General features: G+C 43.5%; 26 protein-coding genes and 1 riboswitch. Of the genes, 9 read left to right on the top strand and 17 right to left on the bottom strand.

Features of this window, described 5'->3' with window-relative positions:
• Positions 1-43: 43 nt before the first annotated feature.
• Positions 44-862 carry an AraC family transcriptional regulator gene (locus tag MKX34_RS13460; protein ID WP_036686319.1) on the top strand — a complete coding sequence of 273 codons (819 nt, stop codon included), beginning with the start codon at positions 44-46 and terminating at the stop codon, positions 860-862.
• Positions 863-884: 22 nt separating this feature from the next.
• On the opposite strand, the gene MKX34_RS13455 is transcribed toward MKX34_RS13460, so the two are convergent.
• Together MKX34_RS13455 and MKX34_RS13450 are read right to left on the bottom strand one after the other, a co-directional pair.
• Positions 885-1616 carry a class I SAM-dependent methyltransferase gene (locus MKX34_RS13455; RefSeq protein ID WP_076297719.1) on the bottom strand — a complete coding sequence of 244 codons (732 nt, stop codon included), beginning with the start codon at positions 1614-1616 and terminating at the stop codon, positions 885-887.
• 61 nt (positions 1617-1677) lie between these two features.
• Entirely contained in the window at positions 1678-1884 is a 207-nt protein-coding gene (locus tag MKX34_RS13450; RefSeq protein WP_036686317.1) for a hypothetical protein, read from the bottom strand.
• 162 nt (positions 1885-2046) lie between these two features.
• On the opposite strand from MKX34_RS13450, the gene MKX34_RS13445 reads away from it, so the two are divergent.
• Positions 2047-2727 carry a TIGR00266 family protein gene (locus tag MKX34_RS13445; protein WP_036686316.1) on the top strand — a complete coding sequence of 227 codons (681 nt, stop codon included), beginning with the start codon at positions 2047-2049 and terminating at the stop codon, positions 2725-2727.
• 69 nt (positions 2728-2796) lie between these two features.
• On the opposite strand, the gene MKX34_RS13440 is transcribed toward MKX34_RS13445, so the two are convergent.
• Positions 2797-3276: a transcriptional repressor gene (locus MKX34_RS13440; RefSeq protein ID WP_036686314.1), complete on the bottom strand. Its 480-nt coding sequence runs from the start codon at positions 3274-3276 to the stop codon at positions 2797-2799.
• 318 nt (positions 3277-3594) lie between these two features.
• Between MKX34_RS13440 and MKX34_RS13435 the strand changes: the two genes are divergently transcribed.
• Positions 3595-4251 carry an S-layer homology domain-containing protein gene (locus tag MKX34_RS13435; RefSeq protein WP_038570438.1) on the top strand — a complete coding sequence of 219 codons (657 nt, stop codon included), beginning with the start codon at positions 3595-3597 and terminating at the stop codon, positions 4249-4251.
• A 95-nt stretch (positions 4252-4346) separates the two neighbouring features.
• Here the strand turns inward: MKX34_RS13435 and MKX34_RS13430 are convergent, their stop codons facing one another.
• Genes MKX34_RS13430 through MKX34_RS13420 form a run of 3 tightly spaced genes read right to left on the bottom strand, consistent with a single transcriptional unit; the run spans position 4347 to position 6671 of the window.
• Positions 4347-5099: an amino acid ABC transporter ATP-binding protein gene (locus tag MKX34_RS13430; RefSeq protein ID WP_036686311.1), complete on the bottom strand. Its 753-nt coding sequence runs from the start codon at positions 5097-5099 to the stop codon at positions 4347-4349.
• 13 nt (positions 5100-5112) lie between these two features.
• Entirely contained in the window at positions 5113-5781 is a 669-nt protein-coding gene (locus MKX34_RS13425) for an amino acid ABC transporter permease (protein WP_036686309.1), read from the bottom strand.
• A gap of 53 nt (positions 5782-5834) precedes the next feature.
• Positions 5835-6671: an amino acid ABC transporter substrate-binding protein gene (locus tag MKX34_RS13420; protein WP_038570435.1), complete on the bottom strand. Its 837-nt coding sequence runs from the start codon at positions 6669-6671 to the stop codon at positions 5835-5837.
• Positions 6672-6893: 222 nt separating this feature from the next.
• Positions 6894-6997: riboswitch (TPP riboswitch) on the top strand.
• 198 nt (positions 6998-7195) lie between these two features.
• On the opposite strand from MKX34_RS13420, the gene MKX34_RS13415 reads away from it, so the two are divergent.
• Genes MKX34_RS13415 through thiE form a run of 6 tightly spaced genes read left to right on the top strand, consistent with a single transcriptional unit; the run spans position 7196 to position 12018 of the window.
• Positions 7196-7891, top strand: coding sequence for an ABC transporter ATP-binding protein (locus MKX34_RS13415; protein ID WP_179089346.1), 696 nt, complete (start codon positions 7196-7198; stop codon positions 7889-7891).
• Positions 7872-8648: an ABC transporter permease gene (locus MKX34_RS13410; RefSeq protein WP_080742476.1), complete on the top strand. Its 777-nt coding sequence runs from the start codon at positions 7872-7874 to the stop codon at positions 8646-8648. The genes MKX34_RS13415 and MKX34_RS13410 overlap by 20 nt, the downstream gene beginning before the upstream one ends.
• On the top strand, positions 8645-9682 hold the full coding sequence (locus tag MKX34_RS13405) for an ABC transporter substrate-binding protein (RefSeq protein ID WP_038570429.1): 1038 nt from the start codon (positions 8645-8647) through the stop codon (positions 9680-9682). The genes MKX34_RS13410 and MKX34_RS13405 overlap by 4 nt, the downstream gene beginning before the upstream one ends.
• A 41-nt stretch (positions 9683-9723) precedes the next feature.
• Positions 9724-10518, top strand: coding sequence for a hydroxyethylthiazole kinase (gene thiM, locus MKX34_RS13400; protein ID WP_038570426.1), 795 nt, complete (start codon positions 9724-9726; stop codon positions 10516-10518).
• Positions 10519-10541: 23 nt separating this feature from the next.
• Positions 10542-11372: a bifunctional hydroxymethylpyrimidine kinase/phosphomethylpyrimidine kinase gene (gene thiD, locus MKX34_RS13395; protein ID WP_170914225.1), complete on the top strand. Its 831-nt coding sequence runs from the start codon at positions 10542-10544 to the stop codon at positions 11370-11372.
• Entirely contained in the window at positions 11362-12018 is a 657-nt protein-coding gene (gene thiE, locus MKX34_RS13390) for a thiamine phosphate synthase (RefSeq protein ID WP_038570424.1), read from the top strand. The genes thiD and thiE overlap by 11 nt, the downstream gene beginning before the upstream one ends.
• On the opposite strand, the gene MKX34_RS13385 is transcribed toward thiE, so the two are convergent.
• From MKX34_RS13385 to MKX34_RS13335, 11 genes are all read right to left on the bottom strand, one after another.
• Positions 11999-12691, bottom strand: a complete 693-nt coding sequence (locus MKX34_RS13385; RefSeq protein WP_038570422.1) for a pseudouridine synthase — start codon at positions 12689-12691, stop codon at positions 11999-12001. The two genes, thiE and MKX34_RS13385, sit on opposite strands and share 20 nt — an antisense overlap.
• Before the next feature lie 109 nt (positions 12692-12800).
• Positions 12801-12983 (bottom strand): DUF3934 family protein, encoded by a 183-nt coding sequence (locus MKX34_RS13380; RefSeq protein ID WP_038570418.1) that lies wholly within the window; start codon positions 12981-12983, stop codon positions 12801-12803.
• A gap of 116 nt (positions 12984-13099) precedes the next feature.
• The gene (locus MKX34_RS13375; RefSeq protein ID WP_076297717.1) at positions 13100-13498 is read right to left on the bottom strand and encodes a hypothetical protein; all 399 of its coding nucleotides are present in this window, start codon (positions 13496-13498) and stop codon (positions 13100-13102) included.
• Positions 13499-13619: 121 nt separating this feature from the next.
• A complete protein-coding gene (gene asd / locus MKX34_RS13370) occupies positions 13620-14705 on the bottom strand; it encodes an aspartate-semialdehyde dehydrogenase (RefSeq protein WP_038570412.1) in 1086 nt (361 codons plus the stop codon).
• A 479-nt stretch (positions 14706-15184) separates the two neighbouring features.
• The gene (locus tag MKX34_RS13365; RefSeq protein ID WP_036686291.1) at positions 15185-15787 is read right to left on the bottom strand and encodes a response regulator transcription factor; all 603 of its coding nucleotides are present in this window, start codon (positions 15785-15787) and stop codon (positions 15185-15187) included.
• Positions 15787-16923, bottom strand: a complete 1137-nt coding sequence (locus MKX34_RS13360) for a sensor histidine kinase (RefSeq protein WP_036686290.1) — start codon at positions 16921-16923, stop codon at positions 15787-15789. The genes MKX34_RS13365 and MKX34_RS13360 overlap by 1 nt, the downstream gene beginning before the upstream one ends.
• A gap of 159 nt (positions 16924-17082) precedes the next feature.
• Positions 17083-18147, bottom strand: a complete 1065-nt coding sequence (locus MKX34_RS13355) for a fatty acid desaturase (RefSeq protein WP_036686288.1) — start codon at positions 18145-18147, stop codon at positions 17083-17085.
• Between the two features lie 142 nt (positions 18148-18289).
• The gene (locus MKX34_RS13350) at positions 18290-19486 is read right to left on the bottom strand and encodes a hypothetical protein (protein ID WP_076297716.1); all 1197 of its coding nucleotides are present in this window, start codon (positions 19484-19486) and stop codon (positions 18290-18292) included.
• 14 nt (positions 19487-19500) lie between these two features.
• Positions 19501-21099, bottom strand: coding sequence for a response regulator (locus MKX34_RS13345; protein ID WP_036686284.1), 1599 nt, complete (start codon positions 21097-21099; stop codon positions 19501-19503).
• Positions 21100-21116: 17 nt separating this feature from the next.
• Positions 21117-22436 carry an extracellular solute-binding protein gene (locus MKX34_RS13340; protein ID WP_076297754.1) on the bottom strand — a complete coding sequence of 440 codons (1320 nt, stop codon included), beginning with the start codon at positions 22434-22436 and terminating at the stop codon, positions 21117-21119.
• Between the two features lie 61 nt (positions 22437-22497).
• Complete coding sequence (locus MKX34_RS13335) at positions 22498-24222, bottom strand: sensor histidine kinase (protein WP_076297715.1); 1725 nt, start codon at positions 24220-24222, stop codon at positions 22498-22500.
• Positions 24223-24272: the final 50 nt, after the last annotated feature.

The following is a 24272-nucleotide window of genomic DNA, read 5'->3' as shown; positions in this document are numbered from 1 at the left end:
CATGAACAATCTGCTTATCATTTCAATACACCTAGGAGGACCTATGACTCATTCTGCTACCTGTCACGTATTATCAGCCGGATTTTCTTTTCATCGCAAGCCTTTTCATATGTCTCAAAGTCAAGGGAACCAGAACTTTCTTATACGTCTGCAAACGGAAGGAAGAAGCCGTGCATTGATCGATGGTGTGATGTCACCTGTGGAAAGCGGGGATATTATGTTATTCGCTCCAAATGATCCTTACTATTTGATCATAGATAAAGAAGAGTACCCTGTAGGCAAGCCACGAATTGAAAGCGGAGATTATCATATTTTTTGCGGGGGAACATGGATTGATGAATGGTGGCAACGTTCACAAAGACCCACTCGCCTAAGTGTGCCGCTTAGTGAGAATTTTCTTGGCTTGTTTCGCCAGTTAATTCTGGAGCACCGTCGACTTTCCGACTTCTCTCCAGAAATATCTGCCTGCTATCTGCAAATTCTATGTATGGAAATCGACCGGCTAATTACAGACCAGCCAGCAATTACTCCAAAAGGTTATTTGGCATACCGAATGAAGCAATATGTTGAGGAGCACGCAACCGTACCCTTTCTATTGGAGGATGTAGCAGGTTTTGTGGGTATATCCGTCTCGCGAGCCGTTCATTTATTTAAAGAAGCCTTTGGGACCAGTATTATTAAATATGTAAACGATGTCCGACTGGAAATGGCCAGAGAACGGATAACCTTCAGTCCCATGCCGCTGGAGCAAGTAGCAGAAACTTGTGGTTTTGCGAACTATACCTATTTTCACCGCGTCTTCCGAAGCCGTTTTGGTATGTCACCAAGAGAATATCGTGTGCACAGCAGAGAACAGGTGTAAATGAAGAAACATGAGAATGAAATTATTCTTTTACAGCCGAAATGATCAGGAACATCGGTCTACGCTCCTCATCCTTCATCCATGGATCATTACTCATTTCTTCTGAAGGCTTTGGTTCTTTAACCGCTTTAATAGTAAAGCCAGCTTCAATCAGGTCATTAAAGTAGGTGGAAATCGTGCGATGGTATTTAATCACATTTTCTGTTAAGAATTTAGTTTCACGAAGTCCTTCTGATTGATAATGATCTACGGGCCAATGCAGACGTTTTCCTTGCTCATCGGCATACCAGTCTTGCTCTTCCCGTGAGGTAAAGATTGGATGCTCCACTGAAAAAATAAAACTTCCGCCAGGCTTAAGAAACGCATGCACCTTTCGGCAGATGGCTGAAAAAGTTTCAATATAGTGGAAAGCCAATGAACTGAGGACCACATCAAATTGCTCGCTCGCAAAATCAATGTCCTCAATCGGCAGCTGGATATAAGTTATAGCAGGATCGTTCGTTTTTTCACGCGCCTGCTGCAGCATTTTTTCAGAGATATCCACACCTATAACTGAACTCGCCTGCTGCTCACGGGCATATAGGCAATGCCAGCCGAAGCCGCAGCCTAGATCAAGCACACTTTTATTATGTAAGTCTGGAAGAAGCGCCTTTAATACATGCCATTCTCCTGCTGCTGCAAGCCCTCCGATAGATCGAGGCATTTGTTGGTAAGCTGAGAAGAAATTCGAATCGTCATATTTATTTTGTTTCATCTGGGATACATCTCCTATATATTATTTCTTCAATTACTATACGCTGAGCGACGTCCTCTTATCAAATAGCCAATAAAAAAGGAGCATCATCTTGGAAGATCTGCCCCTTATATCTATTCTTATTCAATTGTTCCTGCTTGCTTGGTGTTAACCGTACATGCTGTGAAATGGCTCCATAATCACTATTCGATCTACGACTTTGTGCTGCGCACCAGGCTCCGGAGCGCTCTGCCTTACGCAAGGCTTTTTGTGTCTTGGTTCGTGCCATGTGACACCACTCTCCTATTCATGGGTGAATGATTATTGATCTTACATCTATAAGACAACTTCATTTTAACATATTCCAGACTATGAGCGAAGCAAGAATTCCGTTACACTTAGAGCAAAGCTAGTATTCTATCTTATCTAAATAGATACGGAGGTTTAAAGGATGAATTACCAGGTTTTGTATGAAGGTGCTTTTGCTATGTTAAAGGTCCAACTAAATCCCGGTGAAAGCGTAAAGGCTGAAATGGGCGCAATGGTCGCGATGTCACCTAACGTAGAATTAAAAGGAACCGTGGATGGTGGTTTAATGCGCGGTCTCGGGAGAATGCTGAGCGGTGAGAAATTCTTCTTTCAAGAACTTAGAGCGACCCGTGGTCAAAGTGAGGTATTGCTGTCACCTGGCTCACTCGGCGATATTCAGGCGATAGAATTAGACGGATCGTATAAACTGTTAGTTCAAAAAGACGGATTTCTCGCCGGAACTGAAGGTATTCAAGTAAATACCAAAATGCAGAATTTAACCAGAGGGCTCTTCTCCGGTGAAGGCTTCTTCATTGTAGAAATCAGTGGCAGAGGAACGGTGTTCCTGTCTTCCTTCGGTGCTATCCATGCGATTAATTTAGGACCTGGTGAAGAAATGATTATCGATAACGGACACCTCGTAGCATGGCCAGATTATATGGACTATAAGGTAGAAAAGGCAGCCTCTGGCTGGCTAAACAGCATAACCAGTGGTGAAGCACTTGTGTGCCGCTTTCGTGGAGAAGGTGTAATTCTCGTTCAGAGCCGTAACCCTGGCAGCTTCGGAACGTGGATCAAATCCTTTGTACCTACTCGAAGTTAGACTTCCTAAAACGCAGTAATCAAAAAAGACACAGGCTTGGAGCCTGTGTCTTTAGGTTAGAAAGCGATCTTACGAGACTGCTTTATCTGCTTCTGCTTTTGCTTTTTTGCAGCCTGTACGTTTACATGTTCCATAAGTACCCTTGAAATCAAGGCGGTGATCCGTGACGTTAAAGCCATATTCACGTTCCACTCTTCTCTCCAGCTCCACAAGCCAGTCGTCCTTAATTTCCTCCAACCGACCGCATACGCTGCATATCAAATGATGATGCATATGCGAATGATCGTTCCCGCGCAAATCGTAACGGGCAACTCCGTCTCCGAAGTTCATCTTCTCTACAATGTGTAGCTCACATAAAAGCTCAAGTGTACGGTATACCGTTGCCAGGCCCAGATGTGGATAGCTGTTCTTAACAAGCATATATACTTCTTCTACGCTTAGATGATCCTTCTCATTGTCGAGCAGAACGTTCACTATAGCTTCACGCTGAGGCGTTAATTTATATTTTTGCGCCGCAAACAATTGACTGATATTTGATATTTGATCCATTTGGTCTCCTACCTTCCCGGAACGATTTAACATCCGTACCCTCTGAGACGCTCCTATTTATGCAGTTTGGACAATACATAAATAGTAATCGTTACGATATAATCATAACAAAATTAACCACGAATGAAAAGAGCCTGACATCATTATATCATTTCATGCCACTTATCCAAAGTACTACACCCCAATCTGGCCCATATTTCTATTAAAATCTACTTTTTCGTGAAATAATACAGATTAGACCGCAACCTTTCCATAATTTACAACGTTAAAGGAGTGACAAAGGCTAAGGAGCCTATCCATACAACGAGGTGAAAAGACATGAACATGAAAAAAAGCACACTAGCAGCGATCACAACCGTAGCCATTTTCTCCTTTTCTTTGGGTGGTCAGATGTTTGCAGCTGGGAACACCTTTAAGGATATTGATAACATAAACGGCAAAGAAAAAATCATTTCTTTAAAAAATCAAGGGTTAATTAAAGGTGTCAGCGAATCTCAATTTCTCCCTGGCTCTAAGGTAACTACAGCCCAAGGGATTCAGTTTATCTCCGGCGGTCTCCAGCTTAGCCTCGCGGCCATTGATTTTAACAAAGCTCCTGTTGCCAGCGGCTTGTTCACAAAAGTAAAAGACAAAGCCTGGTACGCTGAAGCCTTTATCAATGCTTATTACAATGAAGTTAAGCTTCCTAAAGACATTGATCCTAACCTCATTATGACCAAAGAGCAATTCACTAACTATCTAGTGCAAGCGATCGAAGGCGTTGGCAATCTGCCGATGATCAATATCGTTCCAGTAGATATCGCTGATGAAGCTTCTCTGACTCCTGCGTATCAAGGCAGTATTCAGCGCTCCCTGAAATACAAGATCAATAGCCTGGATGCTAACGGAAAGTTTAATCCAAAAAGCGAACTCACCCGCGCCGAAGCAGCGATTATGCTCTACAACGCTTTGGAATTTCTGAAAACTGGAGTATAAGCCAAATTTCAGATACTCTTCTCATTTGAATAATCTACACATGAAAAAGCAGCTCCGGATGATTCCCGAGCCGCTTTTTCGTGTATATTGTCTTTCTACTCTTCTTCACCATTCAGTCTGTTCAGAAATTGCAGAGCCCGGGGATTCTTCGGATGCTCCAGCACTTCTTGCGGAGTCCCTTGCTCTAAGATATGACCACCATCCATCAAAATGATCCGGTCCGCTACATCGGCGGCAAATTTCATCTCGTGGGTCACAATCACCATAGTCATACCTTCTGCCGCTAATTGTTTGATAACCTTAAGCACTTCCCCTACCAGCTCAGGATCGAGCGCCGAAGTGGGCTCATCAAACAATAACACTTCTGGATCTACTGCCATAGCCCGGGCGATGGCCACTCTCTGCTGCTGTCCACCTGACAGCTGATGTGGATAGTTATCAGCTTTATCTGCCAAACCCACCTTAGCCAGCAGCTGAAGCCCCCGCTTGCGCGCTTCTTCCTTGGATCGTTTCAGGACAGTTACCTGTCCCTCCATCACATTGCCAAGCGCAGTCATATGCGGAAATAAATTATACGATTGAAAGACCATCCCTGTTTTCTGACGAAGGGCCAATACGGAATTCTGAGGAATTTTCTTATGATCTGTAAAATTGATGGTGATATCACTGAGCGACAGGCTGCCTTGATCCGGGATTTCCAACAGATTAAAACAGCGCAGCAGTGTAGTCTTCCCGGAGCCAGATGGCCCAATAATGACAAGTACCTTTCCATGCTCCATTTTCAGATCAATACCCTTTAACACTTGGAGTGCGCCGAAGGATTTATGCAAATTAATGATTTCAATCACAAGTATCTCTCCTTTAGGTCGCAGAGTAACGATCGAGTCGTTTCTCCAAGTAATTTTGCAGCGCCGACAGCACAGAACAGAACACTAAATAAAACAATCCTGCTTCGGAGTATACCAGCAGAGGCTCATAAGTGGTAGAGGCTACCTGCTGTGCGGTTCTAAACATCTCCGTATAGGTGATGATCGCTGCAAGCGAAGTATCTTTAACCAAGCTAATAAAGGAATTGGATAACGGCGGTACAGAAACGCGCGCAGCTTGTGGCAGAATTACGCGGCGCAGAGCCTGCCCACGAGTCATCCCGACTGAGAAGGCAGCTTCCCATTGGCCTTTATGTATCGACAGGATAGCAGCGCGTACGATTTCCGATGAATAAGCCCCTACGCTAAGGGTAAATCCAATGGTGGCGGCAATGAAGGGGTCGAGTACAATGCCAACAGCCGGCAAACCATAAAATATAATAAATAGCTGCACTAACAATGGGGTTCCTCGAATAACCCACACATAAAAACGGGCGATTAGCTTCGGAATTACCCACGGTGAAAGACGTGCCAGCGCGGTTAGGATCGCCAAAATCAATCCAAGCACAAAGGAAAGTAGCGCCAACGGAATGGTAAAAGCCACCCCGGCTTTTAGCAGGGGTAGCAGTGTGTCTAAGAAAATTTGTATTTTGCGGTCATCCATTATTCAGACATCCTTTTTAGCTTCCAGGCTTAATTAGCCTTGCTAGCCTTGTATTATTTTGAAACGTCAGCTCCAAAGTATTTCTCGGAAATTTTCAAGTACGTTCCATCACTCTTCATCTCTGTAATCGCATCACTGACCGCTTTCACCAGCTCATCATTACCTTTCAGGAATACCGCGGCACTTTGTGATCCTTCAGGAATCTCATCAACCACTTTAATTTTTGCATCTGGTTTTTGTTTTTTCAGATCCAGATAAGACAAGCCATCATTCACAGTTGCATCAATACGTCCCGAAGTCAGCAGGTCCATCGCTTGATTGAAACCGTCTGTAGCTACGATTTCAGCACCGTTCTCACGAGCGATGTCGGATAAGTTACTTGTCAGGGATTGTCCGGCTTTTTTACCCTTAAGATCGGCAAAGGTCTTAATATCCTCATTGTCTTCGCTCACAATCAATACTGCTTTGGATACGATATAGGGTTCAGAGAAATCATATTTCACTTTGCGATCTTCGTTAATGGAAACTTCATTAAAGATTACATCAAACCGTTTCGCATCCATTCCAGCGAAAATACCATCCCACTGAGTTTCAAAAAATTCAGCTTTAACACCTAAACGCTTTGCTACTTCTTCAGCAATTTCCACGTCAAAACCAGTCAATTTCCCCGCAGTGTCATGATAAGTAAAAGGCGCATAAGTCCCTTCTGTACCTATCCGCAATTTGCCGCTGGCTTTCACAGCCTCCAAACTGTTTTGCGCTGAAGATGCTGCTCCACCATTCGTTCCAGCTGTAGGTTCAGCAGCCGTATTGGTATTCGAATTATTGCCGCAAGCCGCTACAAGGACCACGGTTAACGCCAATATAATAGTTAAACTCCATTTTTTCATTATTAAATCCCCTCTCTCTATCCGGTTTTTTTCCGGTAAATTGAATAGTACACTGCCATCACATGATCGTCAATACTTTTTTCCGATTATATACATCGGAATTATAATATTAACTAGATTCCTACCTATATCTTACCCAATCTTGGATTAATCCTTCACTTCTTTCTCTCTTTACTTCTCAGAAAGATATGGTATATTTATAAACAAATTAATATGGACCTGTTATTTCACTAGGGGAGTCGGCCGACTGAGACGGAGCTTCAAGCTCCGGACCCTTGGAACCTGATCTGGATCATACCAGCGGAGGGAAGTGGAGCAGAATTTTCATCAAGCATGTTAAGTGTTATTATGCAGAATGAACTTTTTGACCCATTCATTTCCTCTGGAAATGGATGGGTCTTTATTTGTTTAGGCGCTCCACAAAAATTTTAGGAGGTTAGATCATCACGACCATTTTATCTATTCAAGGCCTAACCTACTCTTTTCCGGAATCTGAGCACCCCCCTGTATTCGCAGATCTATCTATGGATATCAGGCAAGGGGAATTCGTCTCCGTAGTAGGTGCTAGCGGATGCGGGAAAAGTACATTTTTCAAAACGATTGCCGGTTTACTCGAACCTACTCACGGAAAAATAAAACTCTCTACGCACCCGTCAACCGCTAGTCGTTTAGGCCAGATCGCTTATATGCCTCAGCAGGATTTATTGCTGCCTTGGAGGACAGTGCTCGACAACTGCCTTTTGCCTTGGGAGATCAAGCCCAGATTCAATAAACAAGAAACGATCACTCAGATTCGGGAAATGTTGACCCGCTTCGGCTTAGCAGATGTAGAGAAGGCTTATCCCCATGAACTTTCGGGTGGAATGAAACAGCGAGTCGCATTTCTGCGCACCTTAGTGGCTGGAGGCGGAACTGGTCTGATGCTGCTGGATGAGCCCTTTGGCGCTCTCGATGCCATGACCAAACGCGAGATACACCGTTGGCTGTTGGAGTTATGGGGTGAATTGAATCAGACGATTATGCTCATCACTCATGATCTGGAAGAAGCACTATTGCTCAGTAACCGGATTTATTTATTATCTGGCGGTGCGCACAGCGAATTACAGGAGATCGTTGTGGATCTACCAAGGCCAAGACATTATAAGATGAACTATGAACCCCGGTTTATAGCACTACGGGAAGAGTTGGAGCGAAGATTGCATGCAACCTATACCTTTTAAAAAATATCTAGACAACTATGGTCCCTTCCTTCTTCTGGTACTGCTCATTCTTGTAATCTGGGAGTCGGCTGTTCGCCTTCACATGATTCCAGCCTTTATTCTCCCTGCACCTTCCTCTATTGGAATCGCATTGATCGAGCACAGGCAATTATTATTCGGACAGCATTTATTGGCAACGTTACAGGAGATACTGGTGGGTTTTGTCCTTTCTGTTATTTGTGGTGTATTGCTGGGCACTGGAATGTTCCTGTATCGCCCCATAGAAAAGGCCATCTATCCCTTTCTTATCATTAGCCAGACGATCCCATTAATTGCGCTATCCCCCATTTTTATTATGTGGTTCGGATATTCGCTGTGGAGCAAAGTGGCTGTGGTGTTTTTGACGGCTTTTTTTCCAGTCGTAGTGAGTACATATGATGGACTTCGTACAAGTGGCCAGACTTACAAGGACTTATTATTAACATTTGGTGCAAACCGCTGGCAGCTGCTTGTCAAAACCCAAATTCCACTGGCGTTGCCTGCTTTTTTCTCTGGCTTAAAGCTGTCCATTGTATACTGCGTCATCGGAGCTACTATCGGGGAATGGCTCGGCGGCAGTAAAGGACTCGGTTACTTCAGCCGCAGAATGGCCGGAAATATGCAGAGCGATGAAATGTTCGCGGCTGTATTTCTGCTGTCCGCGCTTGGTGTGGTGCTTTTTCTGGCGATAGCTTTACTCGAACAATTATTTTTAAAGAAAAGAGGATCAAACCAATGAATCATTTAAAATCCCCACAACGAGGACTTATTTCTGTATTTCTAGTATGCACACTTTTGCTCTTAAGCAGCTGCGGGAAGGCAGACAAGATAAATAACAACTCCCAAACCGATCCCTCCAATACCGAAAATAAGCAGTCACACAAGCTGACGATTATGCTTGATTGGTATCCCAATGCCGTTCATTCCTTTCTATACGCTGCGCAACAGCAAGGTTTTTTCCAAGAGGAAGGTTTGGATGTCGAGATCAAAATGCCTGCAGACAGCAATGATTCCCTAAAGCTTGTTGCAGCGAATCAAATTGATCTAGCGCTCAGTTATCAGCCTCAGGTACTTATGGCACGCGGCGAGAAAATCCCTGTACGTTCGATTGCAGCAATCGTGCGGCATCCACTGAATCATCTGATGGTTCCTCAGGCTGGCAGTATTCATAGTCCAAAAGAGCTCGCGGGAAAACAAATCGGCTATTCCTCCATTCCGCTCTATGAAGCGATGATTCGGACAATGATCCAGAGTGATGGAGGCGATCCTTCATCCGCCAAGCTGATTGACGTAGGTTTTGACCTCATCCCTGCGATCTCTACTGGACAAGTAGACGCAATAATGGGCGGGTTCATCAACCATGAACAACTAATCCTTGAAAAAGAGGGACATCCGGTCACTTCGCTTAATCCAACGGATTACGGAGTGCCTGACTATTATGAGCTTGTGCTGGTGGCCAGCGAACAAGGATTGCAAAATTCTGAAGCCTACTTTAAAAAATTTCTAAATGCCATTACAAAAGGACAGGAATTTGTGGAGCAGAATCCTGAACAAGCCCTGGATTTACTGGTTGCACATGAAGATGCAACTTCACCGCTCGACAAGGAGATTGAGAAAAAAAGTCTTGAGATTCTGCTGCCGCTGATGAATGCTGGCGATCAATCTTTTGGATATCAAGACCCGACATCTTGGGAAAAGGTTCAGCAGTGGTTATCCACCAACAATCTTCTACCAGAGGATATTAAAGCACAGGAAGCTTTTATCAATCTGTAATGTTTAGTTAGTTGTTCATACAAGCTTGAGGAGGAATTATGATGAGTTATTTAGCCAAAGTACGGGAATCCAACCCGTTGATCCACAACATCACTAATATTGTGGTAGCCAATTTCTCAGCCAACGGTCTGTTGGCGCTTGGCGCCTCTCCCTTTATGGCGGATGCCCACGAAGAAGTGATCGACATCGCCGCTATGTCGTCTGCTGTAGTTCTAAATATCGGCACACTCAATGATTACGCCATTCAATCTATGTTGCTTGCTGGTAAATCCGCTAATAAACACAGGGTTCCCCTAGTGCTTGACCCGGTAGGTGCAGGCGCAACTTCTTATCGGACCGCTGTCACTCAAAAGCTAGTGAATGAGATGCAAATCACCGCACTGCGGGGGAATGTGGCTGAAGTCGCTAATGTCATTGGAGAGAGTTGGTCCATTAAAGGGGTGGATGCTGGCGAAGGTGAAGGCGATGTAGTCCTTTTGGCTGAAGCTGCTGCGAGGAAGTTAAGCTGTGTGGTCATCATAACTGGAAAAGACGATGTGATCACGAATGGAAAAAACACCTATATTGCCAGCAACGGTCACCCTATTCTCACGAAGGTTACAGGAACTGGCTGCTTGCTCAGCGCTGTTGTGGGGGCATTTCTCGCGGTAAGTGGCGGTGACTCGTTGGAGGCCGCAGTGGAAGCCCTCTCCTTCTATGGAGTAGCAGCTGAAATCGCCGCTGAACTAACAACTGGTCAAGGGCCGGGAAGCTTTCAGGTTGAGTTTCTAAATCAACTGACATGGGTCACACCAGAAGTCTTCCTAGAAAGATCCAGCATCAAACAGCTCAGTTAATGACCCTCAAAGGAGTGAATTCGATGATTATATCCAAAGCTCTAACCATTGCCGGCTCCGATAGCGGCGGTGGTGCTGGCATTCAGGCCGATCTAAAAACCTTTCAGGAGCTTTCTGTCTACGGCATGTCCGTCCTCACAGCTGTGACAGCGCAGAATACGCTTGGTGTCCAAGGGGTTTATCCAGTGACTCTGGACGCCATAATTCAGCAGCTTGATTCTATAGGACTTGACCTGCAACCAGATGCCGTAAAGACCGGGATGTTATTTAACAGTGACATCATCCGCATTGTGGCAGATAAAATTAAGTATTACGGCTGGTCTAATCTTGTAATTGATCCTGTGATGGTCGCTAAAGGAGGGTCCACACTGCTGCTGCAGGAGGCGGTTCAATCCTTAATCAGCCATCTGCTGCCCTTAGCATTGGTGACGACACCCAATATTCCCGAAGCCGAAATGATCACAAAGATGACGATCTCCACCATCGAAGAACGCAAAAAAGCAGCCAAAATCATTCATGGCATGGGCTCCAAATATGTAGTGCTAAAAGGGGGACATGATACCTCGACCACAGCCGTAACCGATCTTCTATATGATGGCGACGAATATACCTTATTGGAGAGTAGCCGGATTCAGACCAGACATACGCATGGTACAGGCTGCACCTATTCAGCAGCAGTCACCGCCGAGCTAGCCAAAGGCAAATCCGTAGCAGAGGCCATTCAAACTGCCAAAGCATTTATACAAGCGGCGATCGAGGACGAGCTGAGCATAGGGGCTGGGCATGGACCAACCAATCATTTTGCTTATCAGAACAGACTGCGAGGGATAAACAGTGCAACGAATGAACAGTGAACATCTGCGAGATCTATTAAAAGTCTATTTCATTATGGGCAGCGTAAATTGCCGTAAAGCTCCAGTTAAGGTGCTGCAGGAAGCGGTTGCTGGGGGCATAACCATGTTTCAATTCCGTGAAAAGGGTACCGGTTCCTTAAGCGATAAGGCTCGACTTAATCTTGGGAGACGACTTCAAAAGATTTGTCATGCCAATGGCGTGCCCTTTATCGTGAATGACGACATTGATTTAGCGATCGCGCTTGATGCGGACGGAATTCATGTAGGACAGGAGGATACACCTGCATTGGCAATCCGCCAGCTACTTGGAGAGAATAAAATCATTGGTGTATCCGCTCACTCTTTCGTTGAAGCTCAGCAAGCGATTGCCGATGGAGCCGACTATCTGGGCGTGGGTCCCATTTATCCTACGTCATCCAAGGAGGATGCCAAAGCTGTTCAAGGCACTGCGATTATTGAAGAACTAAGAAATAAAGGCATTACCATCCCTTTGGTTGGCATTGGGGGAATCACGCTGCAAAATGTTGCACCTGTATTAGCAGCCGGTGCGGATGGGATCTCTGTTATCTCAGCGATTACCGGAGCTGTAGACATTACCCCAACTGCCAGAGGCTTTGTTGACAAAGTTAGTTTAAGCGGGACATAAGCTCATTCAGCTCTTCACTGCTTAAATGCCGCCATTGTCCCAGCTCCAAGCCGTCTAATGTAATATTCATAATTCTTATGCGCTCCAGCTTTAGTACTCTATATCCTAACTCCTTGCTCATTCTGCGTATTTGCAGATTAAGACCTTGAGTTAGGATAATTCTAAACTGACATTCTGTGATCCGATAGACCTCACAAGGTTTCGTTGTGATTCCAAGAATGTTCACGCCGCTAGACATCGCTTGTAAGAATTCTGATGTAACCGGTTTGTCTACATTAACTACATATTCTTTTTCATGCCCATTCTCGGAACGCATCATTTTATTTACGATCTCTCCATCGTTGGTTAACAAAATGAGGCCTTCCGAGTTTTTATCTAATCTGCCGATCGCAAAGATCCGTGAAGGATACCCTACAAAATCAATAATGTTCCCAACTACATGTGGGGCTGCTGTACAGGTAATGCCTATCGGCTTATTCAAAGCGAGATACACTGGCTCCCCTTTACTGCTTGTTATCGGCTCCCCATCGATCCATACGATATCCTCTGGCTCTATAAGAATGTTCGCATCACAGACGATACCATTCACAGCGATTCGACCTGCAGCAATTAATCGTTTGGTTTCCCTTCTGGAACAAAAGCCTGTTTCGCTTATATATTTATCGATTCTCACTGCTGATCCTACTTTCTCTCTATATACTTACATCTGGTCATAAAAAAACACCTGATTTTAACGATCAAAATCAGATGTTAACCTTCAGGAATAACCCAGTTTAAGGGAGCTATTTGGTGCTTCCGCTTTTTTTCACATTACTGCCCTTGCTTCCACTTGCACCTTTAGCACCTGGACCCGTCGTTGGGTCACCTTTAGCAGGTTTAACTGGTTTTGCTGTTTTGTTCCAGCGTGTCCAGCCTTTACTCCCCGTACCTCTGCCTGTGCCGCCACCTTTACTTTTTGCACCCATTATATCACTCCGTCAGTCATTCAGAATTCGTATAGTTTATACACTTTACCTATCTTACCACACTCTCAACCTTTCTGTTTAAGTAATAACAAATGCTTCATCTAACTAGCCACTGTTTAGAATTTAGCATCTTTATTCATTTCATGAATATCAAAGCTATCCTCATGTATTTCGATGGCGATGACGGTGTCCTTTTTTTCAAAAAATTGCACATGCCCTAACCGCTTGTCCTCCAGCTCTATCCATCCATCATCGCTTAATTTATTAAAATAGCTGTTAGGCCGATAAAGACCTTGTTCTCCCCCTATATTATCCAACTCGTACTTTGCTCCAATTTTTATATTAGGGTTATTTGAATTTGTTATCACTTCGATTTCTTTGGCATTCTTCGGAATTGGAATTTCAGCATTTATAGATGACACTCCATACTCTTGTGCCTCTTGAGCTGACGATGTACAACCGCTTGTAAACAGGATTAATGGTAACCAAATAAAAGCTAATAAATATTTATTCAAAGGTATCCTCTCCTTCCATAACTTATTTTACCAAATGTAAAATTAAAATAAAAACACCCCACCAAAGACTAAGCTTTGATGAGGTGTCTATTCACATCAGCTTTGCAGCTCATGTATAGACTTATTTCGGTTGAATATAACCTTCTGCTTTCAGAAGCTCAGCGATCAACACAGCACCGCCAGCCGCTCCGCGCAGGGTGTTATGAGATAGACCTACGAATTTGTAATCATAGAGGGCATCTTCGCGAAGTCTGCCCGTCGATACGCCCATTCCGTTCTCAATATCACGATCCAGCTTGGTCTGTGGACGATTGTCCTCTTCAAAATAGGTAATGAACTGTTTAGGTGCGCTAGGCAGTTCAAGCTCCTGAGGACGTCCTTTAAAGCTCTTCCAGAGATTCAGAATCTCTTCTTTGGACGGTTTTTTCTCAAAAGAAACAAATACAGCAGCCATATGTCCATCCGCTACAGGCACACGGATACACTGCGAAGTAATCGTTGGCGCTTCACTCTTTACGATACCCTCTTCTTCAACGCTTCCCCAGATCCGCAAAGGCTCTTGCTCACTCTTCTCTTCTTCGCCACCGATGTAAGGAATCACGTTGTCCAGCATTTCTGGCCAGTCCGCAAAAGTCTTTCCTGCACCAGAAATAGCTTGGTAGGTAGTGACCACCACTTTAGATGGATTGAAGTCTTTGAGCGCATGAAGTGCAGGCACATAACTTTGAATGGAGCAGTTAGGTTTAACTGCAATGAACCCTGTCTCTGTTCCCAGACGTTTTCTTTGCTGTGCAATAACCTCAAGATGCTCCGGATTAATCTCAGGAATGACCATAGGCACGTCAGGCGTCCAGCGATGCGCTGAGTTATTGGAGATTACTGGCGTTCCGGTGCGAGCATAAGCCTCTTCGAGCGCTTTAATCTCATCTTTTTTCATGTCTACAGCACAAAAGATCAAATCTACATCCGCAGCTACTTCCTCTACCTTAGAAGCGTCTTGGACCATAATATTCTTTACGTTCTCAGGCATTGGAGTAGATAACTTCCATCTGCCCTTGGCCGATTCTTCATACGTTTTTCCAGCAGATCTAGCACTGGCAGCAATCGCAGTTACTTCAAACCAAGGATGATTCTCTAGAAGGGCAATAAAACGTTGTCCTACCATACCTGTGCCGCCAACTATGCCGGCTCTTAGCTTTCTTGACATCAGAAAATACACTTCCTTTTGATTAACTGTCCTATTGTGAATAATAGGCCGATAATTAATGATATACGGCGCGGGAACATTTGGCGAGTGTTAACATCAAAATAACATTAAAAATTTTATTTTTAGCAGATTATATTGAATTTCATTAGTGCGAATAAAAGAAATAGCTGCACTCAGTACAATTATAAGTATATTTTCTGCTTAGACAACTCTTTAACTGCATTCTCTACAACTATTTCCCCGAAAAATAATGGAAATGCCCTCTAAGCGAACTTTTAGATGTAAGAAATGCAACTAAATCGCATCTGCCGAGCATTTTATAGCATATAGTTGTAGGAAATACATCTATTTGCGATTGGTGAGTATAAACAGCGATTGGCGATTAGCAATCAGCGATTAGCGATCAGCGATTAGCGATCAGCGATTAGCTATTCACGTTTACAAGCTGCTTCTGCCAACTAATCGTTTCTTACCCACGCTCATTTAAACCAACCTTTTTCCTTAAATCGAGTGATTGCCTCGATGCGGTTACCTACATCCAGCTTATCTAGTATAACAGAGATGTAATTCCGGACTGTTCCCGTGGTAATGTACAATTGGCTGGCGATCTCTTTTGTATTTTTACCGTCGGCAATGAGTCCAAGTACTTCCTTCTCCCGCTGAGTCAGAGGATTCACTTCACCGCTGTAGGCTTCATCCATTAGCTCCGGTGCATACATGCGTCGGCCTGCCATCACATTACGTATCGAAAGTGCCAGTTCTTCGCTAGGACTGTCTTTCAGCAAATAAGCATGAACTCCCGCCTTGAGCGCACGTTCGAAATATCCCGCACGGGCAAAGGTGGTTAATATCATCGTTTTGCAGCCGCTATTCTTCAGCGCTTCCGCAGCGTCGAGACCACTCATCGCTGGCATTTCAATATCCATAATACAGATATCCGGCTTATGCTGCTGAACCATCGCTACAGCTTCTTCCCCGTTGCTTGCCCGGCCCACTACCTTCATATCCTCTTCTAAATCCAACAAAGATGCCAGCGCTCCAAGGAGCATCCGCTGATCCTCAGCGATTACAATCTTAATCATTATAAGGTTACCTCCTGTTCCGGATGCTTAAATGCATTAGGGACCTTAATCACGATCGTAGTTCCCCCATCTTGCACGATATCCATACAGCCATTCACAAATTCAAGACGTTCCCGCATGCCTTGCAGCCCATGTCCTTTAAAATAAAGATCATTGCCCGGGATGCCGGTTCCATCATCTTTCACTTTAATGATCAGATCTGTACGCGTAGGTTCGATGATAATTGAGCAGGACTGTGCATTACTATGCTTCACAACATTTGTGACAGCTTCCTTAATACACATGCTGAGCACATTCTCCGTAATCAGTGAAGTGTTAGAAAGTTTAGGATTGCCTTGCAAAACATAATCGATCTCCGCAGCCGCAAGAAACTGCTGAATATGAACGAGCTCGTCTTCAAGGCGAATGCCACGCATTCGCGTAATCATCTCCCGGACCTCTTTCAGTGCACTTCTCGCCGTCTGGCGTACATCATTGATCTCGGCTTTTGCTTGCGTCGGATTACTGTCGATAAGCTTTCCTGCCAAATCACTTTTCAGACCAATTAACGAAAGCTTCTGACCTAATGTATCGTGTAGATCACGTGAAATCCGCTGGCGTTCCTCGAGCTTAACCAATTCAGAGATTCGCTTATTAGCATCCTCCAATTGGTCTTGCAGTTTCCCTTGATTATTGCGGTTATAGGTACTGATTGGCAGCAGGATCACTGCAATCATACTGACAAGCACAAACGGAAGCTGGCTGATAAATACGGGATTACGCGACAGCAGCTCATAATTGATCGTAATAATCGTAGTCAGCAAATGAATGGAGTATAGGGTGAAAAAACCTACTCGATTCTGGATATTCCCAATAAAAAAGGCTAAAAAAAGCGCAAAATACATATAACCAAACAACAACGTCATCGTTATAGAGACAAGTATCTGCACGCTCGTCCAAAAATAAACTAACCAACCCTTGGAGACAAAAGAAAGCACATAACAAACAAAAAACACAGCGATCATCAAGATTCCCGAAACTACCTGGTAGGGAGAGGAGGACCGAAAGATGAAATAAAACGGTAGAATATAAAATACGACCCATACATAAGGGCTAAGACCTGTACTTTTATGAAAAATATGATGCCACTTCTGCATGTTCGCTCTCCTTTTTGCCATATGCCACTCACCCTATTCTAGCATAAATCCGGTAAAATCCGGTGAACCACAACGATAAAGAGAAAAAAGATTAGAGCGCGAATGAGTTCTCCGGCTCTAACCTTCCATTTTGCTGCTATTTGATTACAATGTGGACCATTATTCTCCCTGGAGTCTGGGCTTATGAACTTGCAGGACCTCGCCTGCTGTTTTAGGTTTATTTAATATGGACTTCATCTCTTTGAAACTGATGAAACGTTTATTTTCCTCATCCCAAAGACGGAAGTGAAGAGCCTTCAAGCTGGTACCAATCGTAATCGTTGTTGCTTTTTGTAGCGGTGGAGTCGCGTTATGCGCTTTTTCCAAATTATAGTTTGGCACCTTTGGACTTAAATGATGCACATGGTGGAAGCCGATGTTGCCCGTAATCCATTGCAGCACCTTCGGCAGCTTATAATATGAGCTGCCTTCAACCGCGGCCATCACATAACTCCATTCGGATTCATTCTCGAAATAAGAGTCTTCAAACTGATGTTGGACGTAGAACAACCATATGCCGAGAAACCCTGATACAAATGCTACAGGCAGCTGCACCATAAGAAATGCCTGCCAGCCAATAGCCCATATCAGCAAGCCATAAAGGGCTGCGATTGAAATATTCGTCAAATAGGTATTCATCCGCTCTTTGCGTCTAGCACCTTTAACATTAAAACGATACTGAATCATAAAAACAGCAATCGGTCCAAGACCAAACATCACGATGGGATTGCGGTAAATCCGGTAATATAGACGTTTCCAGAAGGAAGCTGCTGCGTATTCATCGACCGTCATAATCCAAATATCGCCGATCCCTCTTTTATCGAGATTACTGGAGCTGGCGTGGTGAATGGAATGACTATGTTTCCACTGCCGATAAGGAACCAGTGTCAGTACACCTGTGATCGTTCCGATAATATCATTCGCTTTACGATTCTTAAAAAACGATCCATGTGTGCAATCATGAAAAATAATAAAAGTTCGAATTACAAATCCTGCTGCAGGAATAGCTAACAGAAGGGTGAGCCAATAGGAAACGGATAAAGAGAAATAAGCTCCGCCCCATAACAGCACAAGTGGTCCTAAAGTATTGATGAGCTGTCTTATACTTGCGTTGCGGTCATTTTTCTCGTAAGGGGCTACACTCTTTTTAAGGCTGGAGAGCTGTGATGTCTGTTTTGTAGTCATCTATATCGTTTCCTCCTTGATGTGTCCGGCTAAGGATCTTTTCATCTACTCTAAGTATAGGCGATGAAGTATCATCCTATAAGTCATAAACATCAAGTAGAGAGTATGACAAATGTCATACTCTCATTCTAATCAATTTCCGTCAGCATTGCAGCCAACATCCATCTTCCTTCACTTCGTATTGACCTTTGATCTCACCAATTCCATTAAGGATTAACGAATCTTTATTAAAAGTTGGAGGTTCATCTAGTACTAGGTGCAGTTTATTAATATTTCGAAGGTCAGCTGTATAGTAGCTAATCACTGGCTTTTCCAGAAAATACTCCGCATCATTGATTTGGATTCGTAAATTATTCTTATGAATACATTTCTCATCTCCACCAATAATACCCATAGGATTAAAACCCGTAGATTTTATATCTCCTTCAATATACAGGTGGTACCCTTCAAGGCTGATAAAATCAATGAATTCCTTCTCCCTGATTGTTTTGACCGATTGCATAATATCTTCCGTTTCTTTGCTGATGGATATCTCCTCGAAGGGAATGATGACTTGATCCACAAATTGCTTAAAAAACGCATATAAACTTAACACCGACTTCATAAACTCTTCTTTCCAATCGGTGCGAAGCTCATCCAGCAGCAAACATATAAACAGTCCAGAACCATAGCAGCTTCTTCTAATATTTGCCGATGATTCAAGTTCATCTATTAAATACGAACTGAACTTCTGCAATACCTCCTCATTAGGAAGTGTGGATTTCTCGGCATAGGCATTTAATTCAACATACCAAGCGGGTCCTTCCAGCGTTTCAATAAGATATTCATTTAGCACGTACTCCCCGAGCAGCTGTTCTCTTTGTTGACGTAAGGCAATAAATCTGTACATTGCTTGATTACGCTCTTCAATAGTAGCTGCCATTACACTAAGATATAAATGATGTCTTTCTTGAATCCGCAATTCCATATTTTCGAGGGATAAAGGGTAGGTAATCATCAATAATTCATCTGCATAACGTTCATCTCCCATCAGGAATTGATAACCGTGAAATAATTCGTGTACACAAATGGCGTACAAGTCTTCGAATTCTTCATGTAATTCCAGATTAACGATGGCTGTAGGGTGATCCTCATATAAAATGATTGTATCTCCTGAGAATTCATTACTCCAAGGAAGCAAATGTGGATGATATCCTACCGTTTTGAATTTGGGATGATTGTACAGATACACGTTATCCTTATTATAAAATGCAAAAGAAACAGCCTCGAACCCTTTCCAATATTTCTGCAGCTTGTGGTTCGTTAAACACTTAACAATCATCTCCAAATGAAATTCCATCCCTTACCTCCTCTTTAATGGATCTGCTTAGTATGCTCTTCTCGGTATTCTGTTGGTGTTTGACCACTAGCTTTTTTAAAAACCTGTGTAAAATAACGCGGGTCCTGATAACCGACGAGAGGAGCTATCTGATACACTTTTACGTTGCTGCTCTGCAAAATATACTTCGCCCTCTCCATCCGGCAGTGTGTAACATACTCCAAAAAGGTATAGCCCGTTATTTGTTTATATAAAGTACAGAAATGACTGATACTGAGATCAGCCAGCTCCGCTACTTCCTCAATACTCAAATCTTTATGGTAATTACTCTCAATATAACGTTTCGCTTTCTCGATGGCGCTACGCGTATCCTCGCGATTCACAGGCTTGTTCCCTTGCTCCAATCGCACACCAAATTCTTCTTTCAGAGCAGAGATCACTTCATTTAAAGTGCCAAGATTGTGCATCTTGCTAAGCAATCCATGTAAAGACCAATCTGAATTTATATTCAAATACTCATAATTTCTGTACAAAACAACGATCATTTCAACAAGAAGACGTTCAGCCATATCCTTAGGAACAGCTTGTGACTCAATAAATAAAGCAAGCTCATCAAATAAAGACCACATCCGGTCTCTATTTAAGGTACGTATACTTTCAATCAGCGCGGTTTCCAGCTCTTTTGGGTATTTCACCTCTTTACTGCTAGGGAACGATATCTCTTCATCAATAAAGACCCCGGCAAGACCCGAATAGAACCGTTGATATAAGGCCTTCGCAGCCAGAGGGTAAACCGTACTTAATTGATCAATGCCTTGTGTGGTGCGGCTGATGCCTACGGAACAAGACTGCTTGGAGTATCTCTTGATCCCCGCTATCAAATGTTCACCAAGTTCTCTCCTGCTGGCGCTTAAAGATCCAGGGAACAGTAGTATCCACTCTCCATTATGAAACGGGAAAACCGTCAGCACTCCATGTTCCAGTGACCATTCTTCCACAATATTGCGGATTGCAAACAGCCATAGCCGTTTTTCTTCTACACTCCATTGATTGCTCAGTGTGGAGTAATCATCTAACTGGACAACAGCCATGAAATATCCGCTCTCCAGTTCACTGTTCTCCAGCCATTTCAGATGCTCAAGCGGCCTTGCATTTCCCAAAGTGATTTCTGCAAACAGACGTTCACGTGCAAGCAGTGACAGCATCTGCACAGAATGAATCAGCTGATCATTTTGCTTCTGTTCATCCAGCTTGGTTCTCGCGCGGTTTAACATTTCAACCAGTTCATCATGATCGATCGGCTTCAATAAATAATCAAAAGCGCCTTGACGTAATGCTTCTCTTGCATATTCGAACTCTCCGTACCCGCTTATAAAAATAAACACCAGCTTCGGATTTTTAGACAATACTTCCTTCATCAACGTAATCCCGTCAATTACGGGCATGCGAATATCACTAATCACGATATGTGGTGAAGTGTCTTCTATTAAGCGAAGAGCTAATTCTCCATTTCGTGCCTCTCCCACAATCTCCATCTGAAGATCATTCCATGGAATGGCTGCTTTTAAGCTACGAAGAATAATCGGCTCATCATCCACGATTATTACTTTATATTTCTCTTGTAACTCATCCATTCCCTGCACCTCCAGGATCATTGTACACTTGAGCTTTGGATCAAATTCCAATATTGAATGGAGGATGCCTGCACTTGCTTTAACGCTTGCTCAGTAGACATTTCTCCGTTAATCATCTGTTCTATAACACTCAGGAACGTTTTTTTCACTTCTGGTGACAATACATTATCATAAGGGACAAAGCTCTTGCGGTTAACTTCCATCATATTCATGACTTGCGCGAATACGGGTCCTGTCTTCTCAGGATCAAAGGCGATTCGCATGGACGGAATTCTCAACCCTTCATATACAATCCGTGTCTGAACCTCCTGGGTGTAAAAAGCTTTCATGAGATCGAGTGCAGCCTCCCGCTTCGCTCCGCTTAGTTCGGAGGAAAGGCCGATGCCAAATGTATAACCGCCGGCTATCGAAGGTTGTTCCCCCTTCTTCAATGTGGGAAAAGGAATAACACCTACCTCATTTTGAAAATCCGTAGGAGCAGCTGCGCCGGCAAATAAATTGATATCCCAGTTTCCGTTTAGATACATCGCAGCCTTGCCGCTCGTAAATAGTCCCACCGCATTTTCTGTGGATAACACATTCGATTTCGTGCTGAAGGCACCTTCTTTAATCCATTGCTCCAAGTGCTGAAAAGCCTTTAAATAGGCCTCATTCTGAAAGCTGGCTTGATCTTCACCAGTGATCAGCTTCTCGATCAACTCGGCGCCGGCATAACGATCCATTAAATAATGTGCAAAAATTCCTGCGGGCCAACGATCCTCGTTGCCAAGTGCAAATGGAATATACCCTGCCGACTTCAGCTTTAGTATGGCAGCATCAAGCTCTTGCAGCGTTTCTGGCGGCTTCAAACCCAGCTTTTCGAATATGGTTTTATTAAAATATAAGGGTTCAGCATTCCCTTCAATAGGCAAGCCATAAATATGGTTGTCAAAGGTCCAGAGATCCAGATCCTTGAATTGATTGGTCAGCGCATTCTCCCTGACGAAATCAGTCAGATCAATCAGGCGCTTAGAGCGCACATATGGCTCAATTTCCGCTCCACCGAACAAAACAAACATATCTGGCGGGGTGCCAGTAACCATCTCGTTCTTCAGCTTTTGATCACGGTGCAACGTCTGATCTAAACCTTCAAAGTTAACTTTCACATTTGGATGTTCTGACTGATATTTGTCCACGATATCTTCATAAATAGTCAACAATGGCCGATCATGCTCTTTAATCCAGAAATGACGGAAAGTTAATGTGATTTTTTCTGGTGAATCATCTTCAATGGGTTCTTGCTTTCCTAAAGTTATAAATAAAACAGCACCCGAAATCAGCACTAGATATAACCACATCCAGCCCCATTTCAATAACCATTTTTTGATAACAATCTCCCCCTTCTTTCCGCACGGTCGATTACGGCAGTATTTTTGGTATTCGGATTCGGATGGTTGAACCAAAGCCGGGGGAAGAACACACTAGTATGCCGTATGGACTGCCGAATCGAATATTCAAGCGTTCATGCACATTTTTAAGCCCCACGCCGCTATCACTGTATTTCTTCTGAGCACTTCCCTCGTTATCCCAAAGACTCATCATCTTGGCAAGGTCAAAGCCGGGGCCGTTATCTTTTACGATAATGATCATATCCGTGCCCATTTCATAGGCCGTAATCTCAATGATCCCTGGGTCCTCCATCTGCTCAATCGCATGATACAGCGCATTCTCAACAATCGGCTGAACAATCAGCTTTTGTGTCATGAACGTCTTAAGACCATCCGAAAGATCTATGATATACGAGAATTTATCTTCAAAACGAAACTTCTGGATATCCAAATAATGACGGACATGTTCGAACTCCATATGCAGCGGAATCAGCTCCTGATTCTGACTGATGCTGATTCGCAGCAGCTTGCCGAGTGAGATGACCATTTTGCTAATATCTTTATTGCCTTGCAGCACTGCCATCGAATTAATCGATTCAAGTGAATTATAAATAAAATGAGGGTTAATCTGCGCCATTAGCGCTTGCATTTCTGCTTCCTTCTTACGTCCCTGCTCAGTCTCCACCTGCACAAGCAGCTCATTGATCTGCGTACTCATCCGATTAAAGCCATCAATCAGCAAATCACTTTCATCATCAGCACGATAGGGTGTAGTGATCGGCGTAAATATCCCCTGCTTCACCCGCTTCATCCCGTTAACCGCACTATTAATACTATGAACGAGCCTCCGTACGAAATAGCGGTCGAACAAAATGGCGGACAACAGCGAAACAGTACTTAAAATAATCGCAATATTTCGGATGGATACAGATTCTGACGAGATTAGATTCATAGGTGTAATGGCTACTAAATACCAGGCTGCATTATGAGAAGGTAGGAAGGTTATAAGTGATTTTTCCCCCTGATAGTTGTCGATGTAATAGTCATGTTCTTTAGCATAATCATTTTGTAAAAAGGGGAAATCTGTGCGTTGTCCAATATGTTCACCGGATTTATTAAAAACGATATTTCCTAGCTTGTTGACCAGCAAAATATCCCCCTTCTTGAGGGTTGCTGCTTCCCAGAAAATCTGATCCAATAAATCAGGTTTTACATTAACAACCAGATATCCGATATCTTCGAGAGAATATGAATCTTTGATTACTCTTGCTTGTACAAGTACCGGATTGCCGGAGATCTCCGAGCCATTTTCTCCCGGTCCTGACCACACGGGCCGCCCTTCGGCGCCTACCATCGCGTCAAACCAGCTTTGTCTCTTTAAGTCCTCAAAGGACATCGATGCATTGTATTGATAAATTAAACGATCTTTACTATAAAAACTAAATGAAGTAATCATCGGATGATCAATAAGATAACTGCTAAGCTCTTGCTTTCGATCATAAGTGATTACAAAGTTCTTCTGCTTCAGTGATTGCTGAACAACCGGCTGCGTAATTTTTGAATTCGTGATCGAGGTGATTTCACTAAGCGCGAATTTAAGCTTTCGATCCGTTTCAAGCAGTGAAATCCAGTAGAAGTTGCTTGATTTTTTCTCCATTGCATTAGAAAAATTAACGTAAGTGACGATCCCCATCAGGATAACCGGAATAAAGACGAGAAGAATAATAGCGAACAAGATTTTACGGCGGAGTTTCATGATATTCCCCTTCCCCCTGCTGTCTCTGTCCTCTAGTATTCTTCACAAAA

This window comes from Paenibacillus sp. FSL R5-0636 (genome assembly GCF_037974255.1).
GTDB lineage: Bacteria > Bacillota > Bacilli > Paenibacillales > Paenibacillaceae > Paenibacillus_AQ > Paenibacillus_AQ odorifer.
This window is presented reverse-complemented; position numbering and strand designations above follow the sequence as displayed.

Excerpts from the sequence above, each read along its gene's own strand:
- MKX34_RS13345 (WP_036686284.1), bottom strand. The coding sequence starts at position 21,099 with ATGGATGAGTTACAAGAGAAATATAAAGTAATAATCGTGGATGATGAG.
- MKX34_RS13405 (WP_038570429.1), top strand. The coding sequence starts at position 8,645 with ATGAATCATTTAAAATCCCCACAACGAGGACTTATTTCTGTATTTCTA.
- MKX34_RS13365 (WP_036686291.1), bottom strand. The coding sequence starts at position 15,787 with ATGATTAAGATTGTAATCGCTGAGGATCAGCGGATGCTCCTTGGAGCG.
- MKX34_RS13350 (WP_076297716.1), bottom strand. The coding sequence starts at position 19,486 with ATGGAATTTCATTTGGAGATGATTGTTAAGTGTTTAACGAACCACAAG.
- MKX34_RS13340 (WP_076297754.1), bottom strand. The coding sequence starts at position 22,436 with ATGTGGTTATATCTAGTGCTGATTTCGGGTGCTGTTTTATTTATAACT.
- MKX34_RS13445 (WP_036686316.1), top strand. The coding sequence starts at position 2,047 with ATGAATTACCAGGTTTTGTATGAAGGTGCTTTTGCTATGTTAAAGGTC.
- MKX34_RS13460 (WP_036686319.1), top strand. The coding sequence starts at position 44 with ATGACTCATTCTGCTACCTGTCACGTATTATCAGCCGGATTTTCTTTT.
- MKX34_RS13415 (WP_179089346.1), top strand. The coding sequence starts at position 7,196 with ATGGATATCAGGCAAGGGGAATTCGTCTCCGTAGTAGGTGCTAGCGGA.
- MKX34_RS13360 (WP_036686290.1), bottom strand. The coding sequence starts at position 16,923 with ATGCAGAAGTGGCATCATATTTTTCATAAAAGTACAGGTCTTAGCCCT.
- MKX34_RS13380 (WP_038570418.1), bottom strand. The coding sequence starts at position 12,983 with ATGGGTGCAAAAAGTAAAGGTGGCGGCACAGGCAGAGGTACGGGGAGT.
- thiM (WP_038570426.1), top strand. The coding sequence starts at position 9,724 with ATGAGTTATTTAGCCAAAGTACGGGAATCCAACCCGTTGATCCACAAC.
- MKX34_RS13440 (WP_036686314.1), bottom strand. The coding sequence starts at position 3,276 with ATGGATCAAATATCAAATATCAGTCAATTGTTTGCGGCGCAAAAATAT.
- MKX34_RS13410 (WP_080742476.1), top strand. The coding sequence starts at position 7,872 with ATGCAACCTATACCTTTTAAAAAATATCTAGACAACTATGGTCCCTTC.
- thiE (WP_038570424.1), top strand. The coding sequence starts at position 11,362 with ATGAACAGTGAACATCTGCGAGATCTATTAAAAGTCTATTTCATTATG.
- MKX34_RS13455 (WP_076297719.1), bottom strand. The coding sequence starts at position 1,616 with ATGAAACAAAATAAATATGACGATTCGAATTTCTTCTCAGCTTACCAA.
- MKX34_RS13425 (WP_036686309.1), bottom strand. The coding sequence starts at position 5,781 with ATGGATGACCGCAAAATACAAATTTTCTTAGACACACTGCTACCCCTG.
- thiD (WP_170914225.1), top strand. The coding sequence starts at position 10,542 with ATGATTATATCCAAAGCTCTAACCATTGCCGGCTCCGATAGCGGCGGT.
- MKX34_RS13435 (WP_038570438.1), top strand. The coding sequence starts at position 3,595 with ATGAACATGAAAAAAAGCACACTAGCAGCGATCACAACCGTAGCCATT.
- asd (WP_038570412.1), bottom strand. The coding sequence starts at position 14,705 with ATGTCAAGAAAGCTAAGAGCCGGCATAGTTGGCGGCACAGGTATGGTA.
- MKX34_RS13355 (WP_036686288.1), bottom strand. The coding sequence starts at position 18,147 with ATGACTACAAAACAGACATCACAGCTCTCCAGCCTTAAAAAGAGTGTA.
- MKX34_RS13420 (WP_038570435.1), bottom strand. The coding sequence starts at position 6,671 with ATGAAAAAATGGAGTTTAACTATTATATTGGCGTTAACCGTGGTCCTT.
- MKX34_RS13450 (WP_036686317.1), bottom strand. The coding sequence starts at position 1,884 with ATGGCACGAACCAAGACACAAAAAGCCTTGCGTAAGGCAGAGCGCTCC.
- MKX34_RS13335 (WP_076297715.1), bottom strand. The coding sequence starts at position 24,222 with ATGAAACTCCGCCGTAAAATCTTGTTCGCTATTATTCTTCTCGTCTTT.